Genomic DNA, 20,765 nt, shown 5'->3' with positions numbered 1-20,765 from the left:
ATTATTATTAAGCTTGTATTTGAAAAAGCAATCAAAATTTCACGATGCAGAAGTACTTGTTTTTCTGCTAGGTAAACGGACAGATTTTCCGTTCCCCGTACTTAGAAAATAGCCAGTGAAGAGGCTTACTCCTATTTTTATTCGCTCAATTATAAGCAAACGAAAATGTCAATGAATATACTAGAGAAGTAGCTACTCAGTAAAGCCGTGTATCTTAACTAGGTGACTGATGCAGTCCCTTCATTTCTAATGGGTTGACTGGATTTGGATTGCCTTTTCTGCTTTCCTCCAGCTGGCGATAGATGATTGGAATAAACTTATTACTATCGACAAAATAGCGCTTAAACAAGCGAGTGGGCTCGCTAGAAAAACGCCAAAACCACTCCATACGCATATCGCGCACCGGTTTGGGTGCGCGCTTAATCGTACCTGCTTCAAAGTCAAAAGAAGCACCGATGCCTAGCGCCACGTTAATGTCTAAGTACTTTAAGTTGCGGTACATCCACTTTTCCTGCTTTGGCGCTCCTACCCCAACGAAAAGTAAGTGTGGCTTTACTGCATTGACCATATCGAGAATACGGCCATTCTCTATATCGTCTTTGTCAAAGCCAAAGGGTGGGCTGTATGTCCCCACTACCTGCAGACCAGGATACTTTTTAGTTAAGTTAACGGCAGCCTTCTCCGCTACGCCTTCCAGCCCCCAAGGAAAAACACCCGATATTCCTGTTCTGCAGCACGCTTGCACAGGGCCGGAAATAAATCAGAGCCAGTAACCAGTGCTTTTAGCGGAGTGCCCAGAACTTTAGACGCCCAGATTAGTGGATTACCATCGGCAAGGATGAGCCCAGCCTGAGCATAGCAGCGTTCAAACTCGGTATCCTGCTCCAGCTTTACAATATGATCCAGATTAGGCGTAACCACATACGTCTTCGCATTACTGGCAATCAGGCGCTCAATTTCCAGAATTGCCTCTTCTTGCGTTACGTTATTCACGTAGGCTTTGCCAATCCGTACCTTATCTCCCTTGACTACTTTGCTCTCTGCCAACAGGGTGCGACCCAAGGCAGGTAGTCTCAGTTTTACGAGGCTTCGTGTTGCTCCTCCCTCCGTTTCTCCTGACCTAAAGTCCAGGTTATCACTTAGATTGGCTCTTTCAGTGGGATTTACAGCTATTTTATCTTCTTGCACTAATGTATAGTGCTGCAAGAATTTTTCAAGCAGTTGAATATCCTCCTCGTGCACGATGGCGCAACTGTCGCCATAATACATAAGATTTGCCCCCCCTTTACCTTGGCAATCTCCTTTAGCTGATCAGGTTTGGCATATACAAAGAAATAACCCGGGAAAATGGGTTGTAGCACTTTACCCTTTTGCTCGTCTGTCAGTTGATGCAAAGGCAGATATGCTTCGTATTTTTTGGTAAGATTCTTAACTACTTTCTGTTCGTAGCCAAGCTTTGTCGAAAGAATGTACCAATTCATGTACCAATAATATGAAAATTAATCCATGAATTATTACCATTCTCGGATTATTTCAAAATCATATATAGATGAGTTTGTACAGTATCATAAATTGGATAAACATCACTAGCATTATCCTCTATTAAAATTTTGATTATCTGATATTTACGTGATAATAACTATAGAGTATGTGACGCCAGATAGTCTGTCCGTATCTCTTTACCCTAAGTAACACAGGTAATCAATGTATAAAATAGCTAGAAAACGGCATATGGTTTTACATACCAATTACTATGGCTAAATTTTAAGGAATAGTAATCTATGGAGGGCTTTTCTGGGTGTATGAGTCGGCTGAATTAAGCCAGGAGATAGTTTTTGAAGCATACTGCGCATAGACCTTATGCATACAATTGTTTAACAAATTCTCTAGACATCTTCACGCAATACTGAACTAGTATAAATACACAAAAAAGTAAAAAAGTAAAATTATTACATAATTAATAACTCATTCAATATAAAACAGCAAAATCAGGACGAATAAAAGCTTTTTACTTGATATACTTAATAATAATTTCTACCATGATCGTGACGAATTATCATTATAATTCGTCACTAAAAACTATAGATGATTCGTTTTTGAAATCAATGAAATCGTTCACAGCTGGGTGGCCTACATAAGGCGTCCAATACATATCAGTTGTGTTAGACCATAGCATCAAATAAGAAATTTCTATTGATTGATTTTTTAGCGCAGGCAACAGCATTTGCGTAAACCAATTAGCTTTATATACTTTATCTAGTCCAGTCTCAGTAAAGGCAGCAATTTTATTTTTTTTAATAGCGAAGTCAGAGATGATCTTTAGTTTTTCACCAGCTACACTTGGATCATTACCTGGCAATAAATCAAAATAGTTATCAATACCTACAATATCTACATAGGCGTCTCCAGGGTAATACTCTAAATACTGTGTTTCTGTGGTAAATGCCCTGTCCGGCGACCAAGCAAATAAGAGATTGTGTACGCCTAAATCATCCCGTAAGTACTTAACAGTAAATTGATATAACTGCTTGTATTCCTGAACTGTACAATGTCCTTTTCCCCACCAAAACCAGTCACCATTCATTTCATGAAAGGGACGAAGAATGATAGGTATTAGCTTACCATCAGCGCCAATTAAAGAATTTATATAGTTGGCTAATTCCTTCAAAGATTTTTTATAAACTTCATGGTGGCTCCCGCCAGGTAAAATATGCTTAACTGCTTCAACCTGAGCATCCTGCCACCAAATACCTTCCTTTGCTACTGGGTTGTGGTAGTGCCAACTATAAGTGTTGATACCACCCCTGTTATATGCTTCTATTGTAAGGTTCCGCGTAATATTAGTTTCCCAAGCTTTTCTATCGCCAGTATAGAAATCTATGATCCTCGATAAGTCCCAGCCATACACAACCGGATAAGCACCAGTTACTTTCTTTACATCTGAATCTATAATATAGGGCGCATTCATTTTTTGAAAATCATATTCATTAGCCCAATCGTAACCAGTTTTAGTATCATCCTGATGCCCGAATAACGTATGTAGCTTTCCTGCGTTTTTTAGATTATTATATAAAGCAATTGTTTCTAAGGTAGCGTCTTTATCTATTGTGGAAATGATTTTCTGTTCTCCTACTGGCCTATCCGCCTGCATTTTTAGAGAATAAAAACCTCCTTGATTCTTTGACTTCATTGGCATCACGTTTTTGCAAGAGCCCAAAAGAAATAAAAGCAGTAAAGCCACATAGTGCTTGTTGAAAAAATAGTGAAGCTGCATAATATAGTAAGTTAGTATAAAGGTGTACCATTCTGATTAGGCTTCGCGACAATACGGTTTGTATTCTCTGCTTCACTTAATAAGAAATCAACCTAAGACCTTACAATTTACAAGTCAAGTTAGTGACTGTTGTGAGTCTATTAAAGCGCAATATCAATCTTGAAGCAATTGAGAATACTACCCAAACCCTATCTATGTAAAAAGGAAAGCCCCCGCATCTACTTGGACGCGGGGGGCTTTTTTGAAGATAGGAATACAGAGAGCTTCTACCTTGTTGCTACTGCCGTTTGCTGCTGTTTTTCTTCTACTTCAAGTTCAAGCAGGGCCTGGAGCAAGGCTAGGGTTACCGGTCCGGGCTTGCCGGTACCCAGTACTACATCGTCAATTTGTACTACCGGCAGCACGCGCTTGGTAGTGCTGGTCAGAAATGCTTCTTTGGCCTGATATAGATCCTCGAGAGTTATCGTGCCGACTGACACGGGATAGGGCGACTCAGGCAGCGCCAGAATATTGCGGCGCGTGATGCCCGCCAGCACATCGGTAGCGGGGGTAATTACCGTATTATCCTGCTTTACCAGGAAAAAATTGGCGCGCGGAAACTCCGTTACCACGCCCTGATGATGATAGAGCACATCGTCGGCACCGCGGGCTTTGATCTGCTTGATTAGGCGGATGCCCATGGAATAGTTAATGGTTTTGGCCGGCGGTATTTCGCGCAAGTAGTCGTGCGTTATTACCTTGATGCCCGTCGTTACTTGCTCAGAAGTGGGCAGCACTAACGGCTGCTCGGTAATAAGCAAGTTGGGCTCGCTTGGGTCATAGCCGTTGGCTGAGTAGCCGCCAGTCAGAATCATCTTGACACCGGACAGCGGCAGGTCGTTGTGTCGAATAAGGTCTTGAATGACTGCCAGCAACGTCGGACGTGCCAACGGCACAGCAAGTTCCATGAGTTGGGCCGATTGGTAGAAGCGGTCGAGGTAGTAGTCGAGAAATAGAGGCTGGCCCGCATGCACTTTGAAGAAATCGAACACGCCGTAGCCGCGCTGAATAGCCAAGTCGCTGATGTGCAGAAAAGCCTGGTCGAGGGGCGTAATTTGGCCGTGGATGTACGCGTACAGAGGCGAGTTAGCGGGCATGGTGTTGCTTTAAAATCTTTAGAACTTTATCCAGCGGCAAGGCCTCAATGGGCTGTAACTGCTTGCCCTGCAGAGTTTCGGCCTTGAAAAGCGAGTTAATAATCGCTTCTTCCGTGGCCTCGATAGCCGCCATAAATAGCGGCGACATGGCATCGTTGGTAAGCGTGGTCGTCGTTTGGGTAGGGGTCGTAGGCGCGTAGGGCACGCGCAGGCCCGGATGCGTTGAAAAAGCAATGATGTAATCGCCGCTGCCGTTGGCAGCAATGCCGCCCGTTTTGGCCAGGCCCAGAAAGGCCCGCTTGGCGAGTCGCTCCAGGTTGCGGGCATCAATGGGAGCGTCAGTAGCAACTACAATCATGCAAGAGCCATCGGCGCGGTCTTTCAACTGCTGACTCAGGTAAAACTGCTCCAATTCCTGCCCAACCGGTACTCCATTGATCTGAAGCACCCCACCAAAATTCGTCTGCACCAGTACTCCTACGGTATAGCCACCTTGCTTGGCAGGTAGCAGGCGCGAGGCCGTGCCGATACCGCCCTTGAAGCCAAAGCATACCGTACCCGTGCCAGCGCCTACGTTGCCCTCGGCCACCTGACCAGTCCGGGCCTGCTCGATGGCGGCCAGTACATGTTGCTCCGTGACATGGCGGCCCCGGATGTCGTTGAGTGCCCCGTCGTTGGTTTCCCCTACCACGGCGTTTACCGACTGTACCACTTCGTTGCCAGGCTGTCGCAGCACGTAGTCTACCACCGCGTTCAGGGCCGTGCCCACACTGAGCGTATTAGTCAGGACGATGGGCGTTTCTAAGATACCGAGTTCTTCTATCTGGGTGCTACCTGCCAGCTTGCCAAAGCCATTGCCAACGTACACTGCCGCTGGTACTTTCTGCTGAAATACGTTGCCCGCGTGCGGCACAATGGCCGTTACGCCGGTTCGTACTGCCTGGCCCTGCACCAAGGTGGTGTGCCCTACGCGCACGCCAGGCACATCGGTAATAGCGTTGAGCGCACCTGTGGGCAGTACGCCAATACGGATGCCGTACTCCCTGGCGCGTTTACGTTCCTGACTTCGAGCTTGTAAGGCGCAACCCAAGAGAAGCAGCACTAGTAGGGTTAATCTCATGCGGGTACAGATAAGGTAAGTAAATGTATCAGGCTGAGCGTTAAATACCAGTGGGCAGTTTTGTGTGAGTAACCCCAGATACAAGCTATAAAGGGTAAAAGCAGGTAAGGACGAGCAACCAGCTACGCGCTTTTTCCATTCATACTAATCGGCTTTGATCATAACATCATGATGGCTGATGTGATGACGACAAAACCTGTTGATACCGGGCCTGAGAAAATCATTGGCCGTAGTTATCAGCTTAAAAAAAGCCCCCCAGCTCATTTACCGGTAGCCGAAGGGAATGCCAATATTGAAGTACGGCAGTACTTTTTTTGACACATCAGAGTACATCAGGCTAGCATCAATGGGACCCAGAAAAGAGTTGATACCCAGCGTAAGTGAGCCGCCGTATATGACGTCGGAGGGCTGAATGTTGGTGTTATCATCGATGAATCCGTGGTAGAGCGCGTTTGCTTTGCCCGTAATAAATACGCGCGGCCCAATGGCATATTGGTAGCCCACCAAGCCAGCAACGGCACTGCTCACAAACAGTCCAGCTTCGGGCAGACCCGCAAAGACAATTTGATTGCGGATCACGTGACTGAGCCCACCCACCACGAAATCGTTGGCAACGGCCTGTTTGTACCCTTGGTTGATACCAGCCTGGGCCTGTAAAAGTAGTGTGGAACGCTTGGTCAGGGGCACGTACTGTTCGGCCTGCAGTCGGTAGCGCGTGTAGGGCTTGAACGAAAAATCAGGCGAGTCTTCGGTGCCCACCACTATATCGCCATTCAATACCTTAAAGTCTGCGCGCTGGCTGTACACTACGCCCGCTTCCGCCTCTATTCGACGGCCCTTCGTAGGATACGCCACGGCATTTAGGGTATTTTCCTCGTACAGCAAGTAGCTATTCAGCAGGCGCAACCGCCCGTCTATCTGTAGCCTTGAAGTGATTTCCGGGTTGAAGCGGCCGTACTCGTAGCGTGTGCCAACACCGAGCCCACGGTTGCGACCCAAGAGCTTAAATAGCTGCGCATTAGCCGTCACATAGCTCTGCGTATACAAGCCAGCCTTATCGAAGCGGTTGGTGTAAGTCGTAATGCTCACGCGCTCGCCCTGCGCAATAAAGCGCCCCACCACGTCTTTGCGCTTGGTTAGGTATTGGGTGTGCTTCAGCCGCAGCCGTGGGTTTTCGCCTATATTGATTGCTACTTGGCTAGTAGAGGACGGCAGCAGCAAATCTTGGGCGGCGATGCTCCCAATTAGGCCGATGCCGGTAAAAGAATTGTAGTGCAACCCCAGGCCCACGCGCGTACGAGCGTTCCGTTCGACATCGAACACGACCCGGGCCGTAGAGTCGAAAATGGGTTGCAGCGAGTAGATTATTTTGCGGAAGTAACGCGTTCCAAACGCATTGCGGATGGCCGACGATATCTGGGGCGCGGTGTAGAATCGATTGGCGCTAAACTGCATCTGCTGCATCAGGGCCGGTACCAGGGCGGGCTCCACACCTTGCACGGCGTATTCTGCTATGAAAACGGAATCGGCTCGTGCAGCCGGTGTGGGGGGCAAATTTGGGCCATACAGGGCGTTCAGCGAGTCGTTGAGGGCGCGCAGGCGCGGAAATACAACGCGTCCTTTTTGCAAGCCAAGCGTAGTGATGGGGGCCGAAGCCGAGAAGCTGCCGCTGCTATAATCGCCCAGCGGATAATCGACGTACACCGTACATAGGAGCTTCTGCATTTTGAAGTCGGCGTTGTCCTTAAAGGAAGAAATCTGCAGCAGCACATCCACGGGGCTCCGCAGGTTGGCATCGGTGTAGGCGCCCGCCGACACATTGCTGCCAATAATTACATCGGCCCCCATGGCCTTCACCTCCGAAACCGGAAAATTGCGCACAATGCCGCCGTCTACTAGGCGTCGGCCGTCGTATTGTACGGGCGTAAAAAAGGACGGAATAGCCATGCTGGCCCGTATTGCCGACACAATTTCGCCTTTCTGCAACACGGCCGGCTCCCCGGAAATTACATCCGTAGCGACGCACCGAAAGCCGCGCTCGAACTGGGAGAAGCTTTTCGTCTTGTAGTAGGGAAAAAATAGCTCACTAAGCTTGAGCCACAGTTCCTCCGACTCAATAACACCACTGGAAAACTGGAAAGCGCCATTCACATACGGTAGCTCCACTAGGAAGCGCCCAAAATCGTCCTTTTCGGGTAGCGTTACCGTGCGCAGCTGCGCGGCGTTGGTCAGCAAGGCATTCCAGTCAAGCTGATTTGCCACCTGTTCAATTTCGGCACCGGAATAGCCAGCGGCATACAATGAGCCAACGATGGCCCCCATGCTGGTACCCGTAACATAATCGACGTGTACCTGCGCCGAGTCGAGTGCTTTTAATAGCCCAATATGGGCCAGTCCGCGGGCGCCGCCGCCGCTCAATGTTAAGCCGATGCGGGGGCGCGATGTGGGCGTTTGGGCGTGTAGCACACCAGCGCAGCTTACCAGTAAGAATAACAAGTAGAGTTTTCTAGTCATGGCCATACCGATATAATGGTTGCGCCCGCAGAAAAAGCTCTCAGGCAGCTATTTTACTGTTCAGGTAATATATAGCTGCAACTATAGTTCATTGTTTTATAATTGTCTGTATTTCAGAGATATTATCAATCAATGCCTTCTCCGTCTCAGTAAAGCAGACCAGCATTTTGCTCCCCCGAGGCCCCTCGATTCCTGAGTTTTCTGGCGTAGGGTGCTATCGTTCCCGGCTAGTAGCCTAAGGTTGGGGTATTTGCTCATCCTGCTCGAGCAGGCCCCCGGAGATACAGTACGCCACAGTTCTGGGGGGCTTTATTCCTGACCTTTTGTATACTCGGCCTCCAGGAAATAGGCGCCGCGCTGCACCAGTTGGGTGCTATCGGGCAGAGAATCAAGAGGCGTAATGGCTACGTCCCCGTGTTGGACCGGACCGGCTTTTACCTTGTAGCGCCGGAATTGATACCCGTCGGGGGTGGCTCCTACCCTGGCGTACACATAGCTCACGTCGCCGGCTTGAATCACGGCATCCTCGGGTAAGGTGCGCTGCCGAGCCCCCGCCGTCTGGATGCGGGCCGCCACATACTGGCCTGGTAAGAGAGCCGCAGCGGTTTCGTCCTCCAGGTGAGCGTGCACCGTTACCGTATGCGCATCGTTGTCGAACGCCTTGCCGACGAGGTAAATGGACGCACGCTGCTGCTGATCGGTTGGGCTATTGGCCAGCTTGAAGAGCACCGTCTGGCCGGGGCGCACCTGGGCAATGTCCTTCTCAAACACTTTCAGCTCCAGATGCAGATGCGTGCGGTCTACTACTTCCACCAGCACATCCTGAGGATTAACAAACTGGCCTGGATTGATATTCACCGCTTTCACGTACCCGCCGATGGGGCTGGTCAGCGTGACGCTGGGCGTGAGCGACGTAGCCCGAAGCCGCTCCGGTGTCAGCCCGATCAGGCGCAACTGGCCAGCCAGGGCGCGCTCGGTGGCTTGCTCAGTTTGGTAGTCAGCCTGGGCCTGCTGCAACCGGCGCTTGGAGCCGACGTCCTCGGCATCTAGCTCCTTCTGCCTATCCAGTTCCTGCTGCAGAAACTGCAGGCGCGCGCGTGCCTGCAAGTATTCCTGCTGCAATTTCAGATAATCGGGGTGGCGCAGAGTGGCCACCACAGCGCCCTTCGCTACGAACTGACCCGGCAGCACTTTCACCTGCTGCACATAGCCCCCCATCACGGCGCTTATGGAGGCATAGCTCTGCGGAGGCACATCAATAAGCCCATTGGCTGCAATATCAGTGGTCATATTCTGATGCGTAAATCCGCCGGTGGTAATGCCGGCCCCCTGGTATTGCGTCGGGCTGATAGACAGCACATTTTGCCCCCCGGCCGAAGCGGTCGAGTCTGGGGAGGCTGCTACTGGAGCCTGCGTAGTGGCAGGTTCACTCTTCGACTGACAAGCCCCTAAGAGGGTTGCTGCGGCCAGCAGCAAGCCAATCAGTGCTAGGCCACGATACGACCAATGAACCAGGAACAGAGAAAAGGAAGACCGCCGAACAAGCATGATAAACGAGGAGAGATTCATGAAATAAGAGGGAGAAGCCACTGTTGGAGGCTATTGAACTTCGGATCCGGCCAGCGCCTGCAGCGCAATAACAAGCTCATTATACTGGGTGGCCTGGTCGAAATAGGCGGCCCGAATCTGCCACGCTGGCTCGGTATTCACCACGTAGGTCACGTAGTCGATGTCGCCTGCCCGCAGGCTTTTCTCGGCGGTGGTAAGGATAAGGCGGGCCTGGGGCAAGGCGGTCTGCTCGTAGTAGGTGATGGATGCGCGGGCGCGGGCAAGCTGCTGACGCAGCCCAGCCAATTGCCCTTTCAACTGTGCGGTGGCATAAGTCAGCTGAGTTGCGGCCGTCTGTTCGGCAATGCGGGCGGCGGCAACTCTATTTTTCTGCACTCCACCGAGCAGCGGCAGCGATACGCCCACCTGCCCCACGTTAAAGCCGCCTTCCTGATTGATAGTCTGATTGAAGTACCCAGCCCGCAGGTCGGGCAAGCGGCGTAGCTGCTCTACTTTGGTTTGCTGCTGACTCGCCACCATTTCCTGCCGTAGCAAGGCAAGTGTGGGGTTGGTATCAGCGCTCAGGCCAGCAGTGTCGGCGGCAGTCAGCGGAGCCAGCAGCTGGGTGGTTGTGTCGATGGTGGCCAGCATGCCGATGGTGCCCAGTAGCACACCCAACTGCTGACGCTGCACCTGCACCTGAGTGCGCAGCGTAGCCAGACGATTACGCAGCTCCAGTGAACGGGCCGCCGCCGACACCTGCTCGAGGCGGTTGGTTTCGCCGGTACGGTAGCGCACTTCGGCCGCGCGAGCAGCCCGGCTGTAGAGGCTATCCTGTTGGCGCAGCAGCGCGGTGCGGCGGTAATCGGTCAGTAATTGATAATAGGCGCTGCGAATCTGCTGGGCAAGTTGGCGGCGCTGCACCCAGCCACGCTGCTCGGCTGTTAGCACTTGGCTTTCCAAAAGGCGGCGTTGCGCGGTATACACCATAGGCAGAGAGGTTTGCTGAATGATATTCACCGTTCGGTCGTTGAGCGGCCCCTGAATCTTGCCATACTGAATGTCGACCAGGATGCGCGGAATGTCGTAGCCAGTGCGCGTTAACGCCCGTTGCCGACTCACCTCCAGCGTCGCTGATTCGATGAGCAGATTTTGCTGCAAACCGGTTTGCAGAGCCTGAGCCAACGTGAGCGGCGTGCCCGGCGGTGGCAGCACAGGCGGTGAAATCGGCGCTGCCGACGAGGTTTGCGCGCTGACGGGCGTAGTCAAGCCCAAGATTCCCAGACCAAGGCCCGCGAGCAGCACGGCGCGGAAGGCGTGGCTGGCACCTGCCAAAGCTGGCTGCTCGGATGCCTCGGCGGGGTCGTCGGATTCCGTCGGGCTTGGCTCTCCATCTTTGGTAAACAGCGTATACAGAACCGGCAGCAACACCAGTGTGAGGAGAGTAGCCGAAATTAGCCCCCCAATAACTACCGTGGCTAAAGGTTTCTGCACCTCAGCGCCGGCCGCCTTCGAGAGGGCCATGGGCAGAAAGCCCAGCGCCGCCACCGCCGCAGTCAGCAGTACTGGACGGAAACGCTCGGCGGTGGCTTTCAGCACGCGGGCGTGCACGCTTTTCACGCCCGCACCAGCAAATTCGTTCACGCTGGCCAGCAGCACGATACCATTGAGCACGGCCACACCAAAGAGAGCAATGAAGCCCACGCCAGCCGAGATACTAAAAGGCATACCCCGCACCCACAGCGCCAGGATGCCGCCAATAGCAGCCAGCGGGATGCCAGTGAAAATCAGCGCCGCCTGTTTCACGGAGCGGAAAGACAGGTACAGCAGCAGAAAAATCAGGCCCAGGGCTACCGGCACGGCCACTTGCAGGCGGTCTTTGGCCTGCTGCAAGTTCTCAAATTGCCCCCCATACGCCAGCGAGTAGCCCGTGGGCAGTGGTAGGCCCTTCGTCAGGGTTTGCTGAATTTCTTCCACCAGGCTTTCCACGTCGCGGTTGCGCACGTTCACCCCAATATTGATGCGCCGCCGGGCATTATCACGCGACACTTGAGCCGGGGCGTTGCGAAAAGCCACCGTAGCCACCTCCGATAAAGGTATTTTTTGTCCGCCAGGCAAGTCTACATACAGGCTGTTCAAATCCTGTAGGCCCCGCCGGCTGGCCGAATCGAGGCGCACCACCAGGTCGTAGCGCCGTTCGCCCTCGTACACCTGCCCGGCCACATCGCCGGCAAATGAGGCGCGCACCAGCACGTTCAGGTCGGCCACGTTCAGACCGTAGCGGGCCAACTTCTGGCGGTCGTAGAGGACGCGTAGCTGCGGCAGGGCCACGATTTGTTCCACTTTCAGGTCGCCCACGCCAGCGAGCGGCCGAATCAGGGCGGCGGCATGGTTAGCTTTGTCGTAGAGCACGTCCAGATCGTCGCCATATATTTTGATGCTGATATCGGACTTGGAACCCGAAATAAGCTCGTTGAAGCGCATCTGGATGGGCTGCTGAAACTCCAGCGTGATGCCCGGAATGCCGGCCAGGGCCTCGTTCATCTTACTGGCCAGTTCCTCGCGCGAGTCAGCCGAGGTCCACTGACTCTGATCTTTAAGCACTACAATCTGGTCCGAATCTTCCAAGGACATCGGGTCGGTGGGTATTTCCGAAGTCCCAATTTTGCCCACCACCTGCTCTATCTCCGGAAACTGGTTTAGCAGGATTTTCTGGACTTTGGTAGTAGTGGCAATGGTTTGGGAAAGCGAGCTGCCGGGCTTGATGCCCACATACACGGCGAAGTCACCCTCGTCGAGCTGGGGGACAAATTCGCCCCCCATACGCAGAAAAATGCCCCCGCAACCAGCAGCAGCACCACGGCGCCACCCACCACAGCGCGACGCATGCGCAACGCGCCGTAGATAATGGGACGATAGCCGCGGTACAGGAATTTCATCAGGCGGTCGGCCAGCGTACCTTCCTCCTTGATGTCTTTGCGCAGCGCCCATGCGGCCACCGCCGGCACGTAGGTCATGCACAGCAGCATGGCCCCAAGGATAGCGAAGCTCACCGTGAGGGCCATGGGCCTAAACATCTTGCCTTCGATGCCGGTCAGGGCCAGAATGGGGAAATAGACGATCAGGATGATGAGCTGCCCGAACAATGCCGAGCGCATCATGCGGGTGGCAGCTCCTTCGGCTATCTGGTCCATAGTTTCGTGCTGCGACTGGGCGCGGTGGTGTACCAACTGAAAAATCATGGCCTCCACAATAATCACCGCCCCATCGACAATCAGCCCGAAGTCTAGCGCCCCAAGCGACATCAGGTTGGCCGACACGCCGAAGGTGTGCATCAGCCCCAATGCGAAGAGCATGCACAGCGGAATCATGCTGGCTACCACCAGCCCCGCGCGCAGGTTGCCCAGCACCAACAGCAGCACCAGAATAACAATAATGCCCCCCTCAATCAGGTTTTTGCTTACCGTGTGAATGGCCTTATCAATGAGCTTGGTACGATCCAGAAACGGATCAATAGTCACACCTTTGGGCAGCATTTTCTGGATTTCGACTACCTGCGCTTTTACCCCCTGAATAGTTTGTTCCGACGAGGCACCTTTGAGCATGAGCACGATGCCGCCCACAGTCTCGCCCTTGCCGTCGCGCGTCATGGCTCCGTAGCGCATGGCGTGGCCGAAGCCCACCTCGGCCACATCGCGCACCAGCAGCGGCGTAGTCCCCGATTGCTTCACCACGATGTTGCCGATGTCCTGCAGGGAAGTAACGCGGCCCTCACCGCGAATAAAGTAAGCGTTCGGACCGCGCTCTAGGTAGCTGCCGCCCGTGTTAGCGTTGTTGGCCTGCAGGGCCCGAAACAGCTCGGCCATGCTGACACCCGCCGCGTTGAGGCGGTCGGGATTGACGCTTACCTCGTACTGACGCACATAGCCGCCGAAGCTACTCACTTCCACCACGCCCAGTACGCTGGCCAGCTGCCGCTTCACTATCCAATCTTGGAGGTCGCGCAGATCAGACAGGGAGAACTTCTTCTCGTAGCCTGGCTCCACGCGTAGGGAGTACTGAAAAATTTCGCCCAAGCCCGTAGAAATCGGCCCCATTTCGGGGCGGCCGGCGTCAGCGCCGAGGTTGCCTTCGGCTGATTTGAGCTTTTCGGCTACCAATTGGCGGTTGCGGTACGTATCGGCATCGTCGTCGAATACGACTGTGATGACCGAGAGGCCGAAGCGCGAGTTAGAACGAATTTCCGTCACGCCCGGCACTGTCCGCAACTGCTGCTCAAGGGGCACAGTGAGCAATTGCTCCACTTCCTGCGCGGCCAGCGCCGGCGATTGCGTGATAACCTGAACCTGATTGTTTGTAATATCAGGAATGGCGTCCAACGGCAGGCGCATGGCCGCATAACCACCCCAGGCAACGAGCCCCACGACCATCAGAAACACGAAAAGCTTGTTGCGGATGCTGGCCGCGATAATCTTAGAAAGCATACGATGAGAGGTTGTGCTCAGAGGCTGCGCCACCAGGGTGCAGAGCCGAATGGTACGAACTGGCGCGGGGCTAGGGGGACAAAAAAGCCCCCCACCAGACTCGAACCAGATAAGCATAGCGATGTTGCAGTCGCTAATAGCGAGTTGCTGCAACAGTGAGCAAGAAGTAAAAGCAAATAGGTCAGGACAGACCTGGGGCTTGGCCCCTTAATTCGGGCTGGGCACATAACGCCCTTGATTACCTCAGAACTAGGCTCGCGGTGGCTGCAAAAGCCCCCGCAGTAAGCGTAGGTGTAAGAAACCGTAGCCACCGATTGATACGAGCAAGCCGGCCTACGCGGACCTGAGATAGCCACAATCAACTGCTGTGCAGGCACCACGTATTCCAGATTTGGGCAATGGTGCTGCCCATGGAGCGGTAGCTGATCGTGCTCAGGCGAGGGAGGACACTGATACATAGCCGTACTGCCTGCGCCGTAGTGCGTACCCAGAAATTGCCGAAACGAGAGCTCCCCGCCTTGTATGGACTGGTGGAATTTGTAGTGTTGCACCAGCTGCGGCAGCTTACCCAGCTCTTCCACGTCGTTCTGCGGCATTAGGCCACCAACGAGCATAATCAGGCTAAGAAATAGGGCTACAACTGGTTGCATACAGACCACAAAGGTAAGATGACTCGCCAATAGTAGCCTCCAGCAGAGATAGAATTATGAAAACGGGCTGGCGTTGGCCGGCCAACATAGTGGGTACACTCCCTAACAGTGCGCAACGCCTAAAAATTGAAGGCAGTAGATTTTATAGGTCGGGAGAACAGTGCACGCGCCCCTACGCATATTCTTAATAAAGCAAAAGCCCCATTTCCTATTCGGAAACGGGGCTTTTTGTAGAGAGCGAGGGATTCGAACCCCCGGAGGTTTAACCCTCAACGGTTTTCAAGACCGCCGCAATCGACCACTCTGCCAGCTCTCTAGGTCACGCGTAATTTTAATCAATGCAGAGAGGGGGGATTCGAACCCCCGATACCGTTGCCGGTATAACGGATTTCGAATCCGTCGCATTCGACCACTCTGCCACCTCTCTAACGTTTCCCCAATCAGGCGGTTTGGGGACGGCAAAAGTAAGAGGCAAATGACAATTAGCAATAAGTACGGCGTAATTAATAGTTGAAATTTTACGCTCTGCTCAATTTTAGGTTTTCTCAACCGTGGCCAGACGCCGTCCACTGATAGCCACAGGTAGGTTTGCAATGGTCCGCAGACGCCCCGTAACGGCATCTATACTGACGTTCACCTCAAAGCCCAGAATCAGGGTCATGCACACAAAATCCAGCCACACCATAAAGCCCACCAGCGTACCGATAGAGCCATAAAAGTGGTTGTAACTGTCGAAAATCTTGATGTAGAGAATGAATAGAAAAGATACCAAAAAGATGAGCAGCGTAGCTACTACCGCGCCTGCCGAGAGGAAAGGCCATTTGTCGTGCACGGGTGGCACGTAATAGTAAATGACACAGGTGATGAGCAGGAATAGCCCGGCAACCGACCCGTATTTGAGCAGGTTAATCAACTGATTAGTCAGTTCAGCGGGCACTATTTCGTAGAACACCAGCGTGTCGATGATATAGGTGCCGAAGAAAATACCCGCTATAGCGAACAAAAGCACGAACGACAGCACAATCGTCAGCAGGGTGGCAATGACACGCTTGCGCACGTAGGTTCGGCGCTTAAACGACGGATATTTCTTCTCAAACGCATCCAGCAGGGCCATGATGCCATTGGAGGAAAGTACTAGCGCCGTCAGAAAACCGAAGGACAGCAACCCGCCGTGCGGGATGTTGATGATGTCCTCAATGGTATCGGCCGTAGCCACATACATTTCGCGGGGCATGATATCGCGCAGAAACTGAAGGATATCAATGTTCAGCTGCGGAATAGGGATGTAGGGAATAAGCGTGAACAGGAAGATGATAGTGGGGAAAATGGCGATAGTAAAGTTGAACGCCATGTAGCTGGCCCGCTTGGTGATGCTGTCCAGCTTCAACTCCTGAATCATGCGGTCGAGCACATCGTACACCGATGCTTGGCCGTGGTTGAAGCGCAGGCGCTTGAGCCACACGATAAACTTGCGGTATGAACGCCGGCGGCGCACCTCGGAGTAGTGGTAGCGGCGAACGGGGTTTCTCATAGATCAACGGTCAACGTACAATCGGCATAACAATTTGCCCCCCAGAAGGTGTTCATCGTTTCCTGCTTTCCTTTCCAATCACATGAACTCAGTGACAGGAGGCTGCTTGCAATCCAGAACTGTTACTTATCCTTTTTGGGAGCAAAAGCCGCGGGTGCTGGAGCGTCGGGGGGCAATTTAGAAGACGTAGGCGTAAGTGGCCCAGCTGTTTCGTCGTCGGTAAAGTAGGGTGCGAGCTTATTCTGGATAGCGTCGGGAATCGGAACTGGCCGACCTGTAGCCGTGCTTACAAACACCATCAGTGTATGGCCTTCGGTGAGTAGCTCTAAGCCTTCGTTGTAGATCTCGTACTCAAACATCACCCTCGACCCTTCCGCTGGCTGGCGTAGCAACAATCTCACCGTCAGCAAGTCGTCGTAGCGGGCGGGGCGGCGGAATCGGGTGCGTATCTCCCCTACCGGCATGCCTACGCCGTCGGCTTCCAAATCTTTGTACCGGATACCTAATTGCCGAAAAGCTTCCGTCCGGGCGACCTCGAAGTAGGCGGCATAGTTGCCGTGGTACACGTAGCCCATCTGGTCGGTTTCGGCATAGCGGACGCGGATTTGGATATCGGAAGTGTACATAGACGGCAGTTAGGGGTTACTTCATAATGCCGCTCCGCGTGAGAGCAGCTTGGTAGCGGCGGGCATTCAGCAGATGGTCGCGCTTATTGGTTGCGAAGGCGTGGTAGCCGCTGAAATCTTCCTTAGCGCAGAAATAGATGTATTGGTGTTTCTCGGGGTTCAATACGGCATCGATGCTGGCAATGCTGGGCAAGTTGATGGGCCCGGGGGGCAAACCTTTGTATTTGTACGTGTTATAAGGCGAATCTTTCGCCAAGTGTACGTTCAATACGCGCTTGATGCCGAAGTCGCCATTAGCATATACCACCGTAGGGTCGGCCTGAAGCAGCATGCCGCGCTCTAGGCGATTGAGATACACGCCAGCCACGCGCGGACGCTCGTCAGCGTGCTGCTGCTGCTCGGCTTCTACAATACTGGCCAGTGTGCTTACCTGCGCCCGGGTCAGACCTAGCGCTTTGGCTTTGGCGTCACGGGCTGGCGTCCAGAATTTATCGTACTCCTTTTTCATGCGCTGCATGAGGTTTTCGGCCGAGGTATTCCAGTACAACTCGTAGGTATTCGGGATAAACATGCCCAGAATGCTCGTCGTGTCGAAGCCTAGGGAGCGAGTGTAGCTGGGGTTGCTGAGCAGGCTATCGAACTCGTGCGGGCGGGCGTCGATGGTGGTGCTGAGCTTCTTCGCCAAATCTTGGCGCAAGCGAATATTTTGGAAAGTCAGGCTGAGCGGCGACTGAATTCCGCGCCGTAAGTCGTTGACCATTTCCCGGTTGGTGTAGCCATCTTTCAGCTCGTAGCGGCCGGGCTTCACCAACTCGTCATACTTCATCAGCTTGGCCACGAAGCGAAATGAAAGCCGATCAATGATGACATTCTTAGCATCAATCGAGTCCATGACGGCCTTGTAGCTCTGCCCCTGCCGGATAAGCAGGTAGGTCGGCTGGCCTTTGGTCTCGACGTTGGGCGTGTAGAAAACCTGGTAGAAATAATACGAGAACGACACAAACAAGACGCCGAGCACCGCTACCACGGCGGCATACCGGTTGCGGCGCTTCTGGGCTTTGGCTTTGGATTCGGCGCGGGAAATTTGAGACATAAGTGAAATTGATACGGCTAACGAGAATGAACCGGCGGCGCGAAGCACAACTTTAGCCAGCTTAATTTTTCGGGGCCAAAAGTACACGTTCTTGACTTCCGGTTTTGCTAACGCGAAAAAAGCCCCCCGTGTTCGATTACGTTCGGTTGGGGGGCTTTTTTGGATTTAAAGAGCGTAAAGAGTAACCTTCAGCAAAAAAATTGCGAAGGAGTGACAGGTATTTAGCTCTCGCAGTATCTTGCCCGATTCTGGCCCGGTGCCGGTTTTCTTCGTTTTTCACCTTATATCCGCTCCCCCATGTCTGCTACCCTGCTTCGCATCCACCCCGATAATCCGCCCCAAAACCGTTTGCTGCAAGCCGTGGAAGTGTTGCGCAAAGGAGGAGTAATTATTTATCCCACGGATACGATTTATGGCTTAGGTTGCGACATTCACAATGCGAAAGCCGTCGAAAAGCTCTGCCGCATTAAGGGTATTCATCCCGAAAAAGCCAATCTGTCGTTTATATGCCACGACCTTTCCCACATCACTGACTACGCTCACGGCATCACCACACCGGTATATAAAGTGCTTAAGAAAGCGCTGCCCGGTCCGTTTACTTTTATTTTTGAAGCTAGCCCAAAAGCTCCGCGCTACGGCGGCGTGAAACGCAAAACGGTGGGTATTCGCGTTCCCGACCACAACATTTGCCTGGGTATGGTGCGGGAGTTGGGCAATCCCATCGTCAGCACTTCCATTCACGACGAGGATACGCTGATCGAATATTCTACCGACCCGGACCTAATTTTCGAGAAGTATCGCCCGCTGGTGGATCTAGTTATTGACGGCGGCTTTGGCAACAACATCGCCAGTACTGTAGTCGACTGCACCAATGATGATTTCGACATTATCCGCCAGGGTGCTGGGGATATTGAGCAGTATTTGTAATGCTTGACTTAGTGAGAATATTCTTCTTACTTCATCATAAAGCGGAGCGTTTATGTTTCCAGCGGCGATGCGACCAGAGGTAGTCAGCCGGATCCGCTTGTATGTCAACTTCTAGCTGGCGGGCAAAGTCCTCGGTAATCTGGTGGCCGGCTTTGGGCAAAGGGGTTTCGCCGTCGTAGAGCTCGACGAGGCGCATTTCATAATAGCCACGCCGTAAGCGCCGGATACTTACGTATACCACGGGGCACTGAAACTGAGCAGCCAACTTATCGGCGCCCGTGTAGAAAGCGGTGTCTTGGTGAAGGAATGTTGTCCAGTATTGCTGGTCGGCGCGGCTGGGGCTTTGGTCGCTCAGCATACTCAGCACCCGGCCTTCGTTGCGGTGGCGCACCAAATGGCGAAGCGTGTCGCGCATGGGCACAAGTTTGGCGCCCGTTTGGGTACGCAGCCGGTACACGAAATCTTCAAAAAACGGGTTGGTAAGCGGCTTGTACACACCATCTGCCCGCGGACCTAGCCACACAGCACCGGCTGTAATAATCCATTCCCAGTTGCCGGCGTGCGAACCAAGTGCCAACACTGGCTTTCCTTTGGCCAACAGGTTTTCCAGCACTTCGGGGTTGGGCATGAATACGCGGCGCTTCAACTCAGTTACAGAAATGCCCCCCAGCTTCAGAATTTCTATCAACAACTCCGCAAAGTGCCGGTAAAAGTCCTTCGCCAGCTGCTCAATCTGCGCTTCAGTTTTGTCAGGGAATGAATTGCGCAAATTTTCCAGCACTACCCGCCGGCGGTAGCGCAAGCCATACAACATCACCAGATAAAACCCATCGGCCACCACATATAGCACCGACAACGGCAAGTGAGCCAAACTGGTCAGAAACCATTCTAGCGGGCGATAATACCACGGATATGTAGTGTGGGGGGCTTTTTTCATTTAGGAAGAACAGCCGCAGCGGGCGCGTATTCGTCGGGGCGGCGCTGTAGGCGCGTGGTATGTGAGGTCAGGAGTTTGCCTTTGGCGTCGCGCACTTCTATGATCAAGTCGTAATCGCCGGCCATCAAATTGGCAATATTCATATCGCCCAGCACCAAATGCGGACCACCAGCTACTGAACGGGCCAGCCCAGCGGAAGTGAGCACGTCAGCGCCGCCGGCCGCTGGCCGGATGCGGCAGCGTGTGGCCAGCACGATGGGCGCCGGCGCATCATATAGTTCAGCGTACCAAGCCAGACGGTCGGCCCCGCGAGCGTAGAGGCCGTTGGGCGTGCGGGCAAGGCTGTAGCCACCACGGATAAAGTTGTCGCCCGGCACGGCAGATCGGCCCGCTGGTCGCGCCAGTAGCACAATGTCGCTCAAACGCGTTTTGGGTTCATTAAAGTCCAACACCAGCGGTTGCTCGATGGTGGCGAGGTTCTTTTTGTTTGTTTGGTCCTGTACTTTAGCCCGCAGCGTGTACTGTCCATCAGGAAGTTCGATTCGTTTCTGAAAACTAATCGGGTTTTTCAGCGCTATGCTCGTGTCATTCAGTACAGGTGGTTTCAGGGTAATTATCTCCTGATACGCTGCTGAGCCATCGGCCCGAACTGCTTCCAGCGTAACGACAGCTGCTGCCTGAAATATTTTGGGAGCCCGCTTGCGATAAATCAGGGCATTCCCGGGCACAGTAACGTACAGTTCTACCACGGCTCCCTTCGTAACGGCATTCTCATTCCGAAAACGGGCTACGTCGAGTAGTAAGCCGGTTTTTTGAGCTTGGGCTGCGAGGGCATTGCTGAACATGAGCAAGGCGGCAAACAGCCGTAGGGCAAATGATGTTGTCATTTTGACTGATTAATGGCGGGGCAAAAGTACTTCCGATC

The 20,765-nt window shown here is 53.0% G+C and carries 14 protein-coding genes, 2 tRNA genes and 2 pseudogenes; 1 reads left to right on the top strand and 17 read right to left on the bottom strand.

What is annotated here, in order from left to right; translation table 11 throughout:
- Positions 1-214 precede the first annotated feature (214 nt).
- The 15 genes and pseudogenes from G7064_RS23320 to mltG form a co-directional block, all read right to left on the bottom strand.
- Positions 215-1,269: pseudogene (locus G7064_RS23320) on the bottom strand (WecB/TagA/CpsF family glycosyltransferase).
- The gene (locus G7064_RS23315; RefSeq protein WP_166074492.1) at positions 1,188-1,481 is read right to left on the bottom strand and encodes a transcription termination/antitermination protein NusG; all 294 of its coding nucleotides are present in this window, start codon (positions 1,479-1,481) and stop codon (positions 1,188-1,190) included. Before G7064_RS23315 ends, G7064_RS23320 begins: the two are co-directional and overlap by 82 nt.
- 578 nt (positions 1,482-2,059) lie before the next feature.
- Positions 2,060-3,274, bottom strand: a complete 1,215-nt coding sequence (locus tag G7064_RS16855) for a glycoside hydrolase family 26 protein (protein ID WP_166074491.1) — start codon at positions 3,272-3,274, stop codon at positions 2,060-2,062.
- Positions 3,275-3,540: 266 nt separating this feature from the next.
- The gene (locus G7064_RS16850; protein WP_166074490.1) at positions 3,541-4,410 is read right to left on the bottom strand and encodes an aminotransferase class IV; all 870 of its coding nucleotides are present in this window, start codon (positions 4,408-4,410) and stop codon (positions 3,541-3,543) included.
- Positions 4,400-5,530 carry a P1 family peptidase gene (locus tag G7064_RS16845; RefSeq protein ID WP_166074489.1) on the bottom strand — a complete coding sequence of 377 codons (1,131 nt, stop codon included), beginning with the start codon at positions 5,528-5,530 and terminating at the stop codon, positions 4,400-4,402. Before G7064_RS16845 ends, G7064_RS16850 begins: the two co-directional genes overlap by 11 nt.
- A 264-nt stretch (positions 5,531-5,794) precedes the next feature.
- A complete protein-coding gene (locus tag G7064_RS16840; RefSeq protein ID WP_166074488.1) occupies positions 5,795-8,044 on the bottom strand; it encodes a patatin-like phospholipase family protein in 2,250 nt (749 codons plus the stop codon).
- 309 nt (positions 8,045-8,353) lie between these two features.
- Positions 8,354-9,613: an efflux RND transporter periplasmic adaptor subunit gene (locus tag G7064_RS16835; RefSeq protein WP_166074487.1), complete on the bottom strand. Its 1,260-nt coding sequence runs from the start codon at positions 9,611-9,613 to the stop codon at positions 8,354-8,356.
- A gap of 30 nt (positions 9,614-9,643) precedes the next feature.
- Positions 9,644-10,132, bottom strand: coding sequence for a TolC family protein (locus G7064_RS23120; RefSeq protein WP_317172860.1), 489 nt, complete (start codon positions 10,130-10,132; stop codon positions 9,644-9,646).
- 180 nt (positions 10,133-10,312) lie between these two features.
- Positions 10,313-14,022: pseudogene (locus tag G7064_RS16830) on the bottom strand (CusA/CzcA family heavy metal efflux RND transporter); the annotation flags it as partial.
- 71 nt (positions 14,023-14,093) lie between these two features.
- Complete coding sequence (locus G7064_RS16825) at positions 14,094-14,726, bottom strand: hypothetical protein (protein WP_166074486.1); 633 nt, start codon at positions 14,724-14,726, stop codon at positions 14,094-14,096.
- A gap of 231 nt (positions 14,727-14,957) precedes the next feature.
- Positions 14,958-15,042, bottom strand: a tRNA-Ser gene (locus G7064_RS16820).
- 25 nt (positions 15,043-15,067) lie between these two features.
- A tRNA-Ser gene (locus G7064_RS16815) sits at positions 15,068-15,153 on the bottom strand.
- A gap of 108 nt (positions 15,154-15,261) precedes the next feature.
- On the bottom strand, positions 15,262-16,257 hold the full coding sequence (locus tag G7064_RS16810) for a YihY/virulence factor BrkB family protein (RefSeq protein WP_133273739.1): 996 nt from the start codon (positions 16,255-16,257) through the stop codon (positions 15,262-15,264).
- A 122-nt stretch (positions 16,258-16,379) separates the two neighbouring features.
- Positions 16,380-16,883: an acyl-CoA thioesterase gene (locus G7064_RS16805; RefSeq protein WP_166074485.1), complete on the bottom strand. Its 504-nt coding sequence runs from the start codon at positions 16,881-16,883 to the stop codon at positions 16,380-16,382.
- A 16-nt stretch (positions 16,884-16,899) separates the two neighbouring features.
- On the bottom strand, positions 16,900-17,976 hold the full coding sequence (gene mltG, locus G7064_RS16800) for an endolytic transglycosylase MltG (protein WP_166074484.1): 1,077 nt from the start codon (positions 17,974-17,976) through the stop codon (positions 16,900-16,902).
- 297 nt (positions 17,977-18,273) lie between these two features.
- Here mltG and G7064_RS16795 point away from each other — a divergent pair, with 297 nt between their 5' ends.
- Positions 18,274-18,903: an L-threonylcarbamoyladenylate synthase gene (locus G7064_RS16795; RefSeq protein WP_133273742.1), complete on the top strand. Its 630-nt coding sequence runs from the start codon at positions 18,274-18,276 to the stop codon at positions 18,901-18,903.
- Positions 18,904-18,937: 34 nt separating this feature from the next.
- Here G7064_RS16795 and G7064_RS16790 read toward each other — a convergent pair whose 3' ends face one another.
- Both G7064_RS16790 and G7064_RS16785 read right to left on the bottom strand, forming a co-directional pair.
- The gene (locus G7064_RS16790; protein WP_166074483.1) at positions 18,938-19,840 is read right to left on the bottom strand and encodes a lysophospholipid acyltransferase family protein; all 903 of its coding nucleotides are present in this window, start codon (positions 19,838-19,840) and stop codon (positions 18,938-18,940) included.
- Positions 19,837-20,727 carry a hypothetical protein gene (locus G7064_RS16785; protein ID WP_166074482.1) on the bottom strand — a complete coding sequence of 297 codons (891 nt, stop codon included), beginning with the start codon at positions 20,725-20,727 and terminating at the stop codon, positions 19,837-19,839. Before G7064_RS16785 ends, G7064_RS16790 begins: the two co-directional genes overlap by 4 nt.
- Positions 20,728-20,765 lie beyond the last annotated feature (38 nt).

The organism is Hymenobacter sp. HDW8 (assembly GCF_011305775.1).
Lineage (GTDB): Bacteria > Bacteroidota > Bacteroidia > Cytophagales > Hymenobacteraceae > Hymenobacter > Hymenobacter radiodurans.
Note: the sequence above shows the minus strand (reverse complement) of the source record. Positions and strands in the feature narration are given on the sequence as shown.

What these genes read in the sequence shown, in the direction of transcription:
- G7064_RS23315 (WP_166074492.1), bottom strand. Translation starts at nt 1,481, where the DNA reads ATGAATTGGTACATTCTTTCGACAAAGCTTGGCTACGAACAGAAAGTA.
- G7064_RS16855 (WP_166074491.1), bottom strand. Translation starts at nt 3,274, where the DNA reads ATGCAGCTTCACTATTTTTTCAACAAGCACTATGTGGCTTTACTGCTT.
- G7064_RS16850 (WP_166074490.1), bottom strand. Translation starts at nt 4,410, where the DNA reads ATGCCCGCTAACTCGCCTCTGTACGCGTACATCCACGGCCAAATTACG.
- G7064_RS16845 (WP_166074489.1), bottom strand. Translation starts at nt 5,530, where the DNA reads ATGAGATTAACCCTACTAGTGCTGCTTCTCTTGGGTTGCGCCTTACAA.
- G7064_RS16840 (WP_166074488.1), bottom strand. Translation starts at nt 8,044, where the DNA reads ATGACTAGAAAACTCTACTTGTTATTCTTACTGGTAAGCTGCGCTGGT.
- G7064_RS16835 (WP_166074487.1), bottom strand. Translation starts at nt 9,613, where the DNA reads ATGAATCTCTCCTCGTTTATCATGCTTGTTCGGCGGTCTTCCTTTTCT.
- G7064_RS23120 (WP_317172860.1), bottom strand. Translation starts at nt 10,132, where the DNA reads ATGGTGGCGAGTCAGCAGCAAACCAAAGTAGAGCAGCTACGCCGCTTG.
- G7064_RS16825 (WP_166074486.1), bottom strand. Translation starts at nt 14,726, where the DNA reads ATGCAACCAGTTGTAGCCCTATTTCTTAGCCTGATTATGCTCGTTGGT.
- G7064_RS16810 (WP_133273739.1), bottom strand. Translation starts at nt 16,257, where the DNA reads ATGAGAAACCCCGTTCGCCGCTACCACTACTCCGAGGTGCGCCGCCGG.
- G7064_RS16805 (WP_166074485.1), bottom strand. Translation starts at nt 16,883, where the DNA reads ATGTACACTTCCGATATCCAAATCCGCGTCCGCTATGCCGAAACCGAC.
- mltG (WP_166074484.1), bottom strand. Translation starts at nt 17,976, where the DNA reads ATGTCTCAAATTTCCCGCGCCGAATCCAAAGCCAAAGCCCAGAAGCGC.
- G7064_RS16795 (WP_133273742.1), top strand. Translation starts at nt 18,274, where the DNA reads ATGTCTGCTACCCTGCTTCGCATCCACCCCGATAATCCGCCCCAAAAC.
- G7064_RS16790 (WP_166074483.1), bottom strand. Translation starts at nt 19,840, where the DNA reads ATGAAAAAAGCCCCCCACACTACATATCCGTGGTATTATCGCCCGCTA.
- G7064_RS16785 (WP_166074482.1), bottom strand. Translation starts at nt 20,727, where the DNA reads ATGACAACATCATTTGCCCTACGGCTGTTTGCCGCCTTGCTCATGTTC.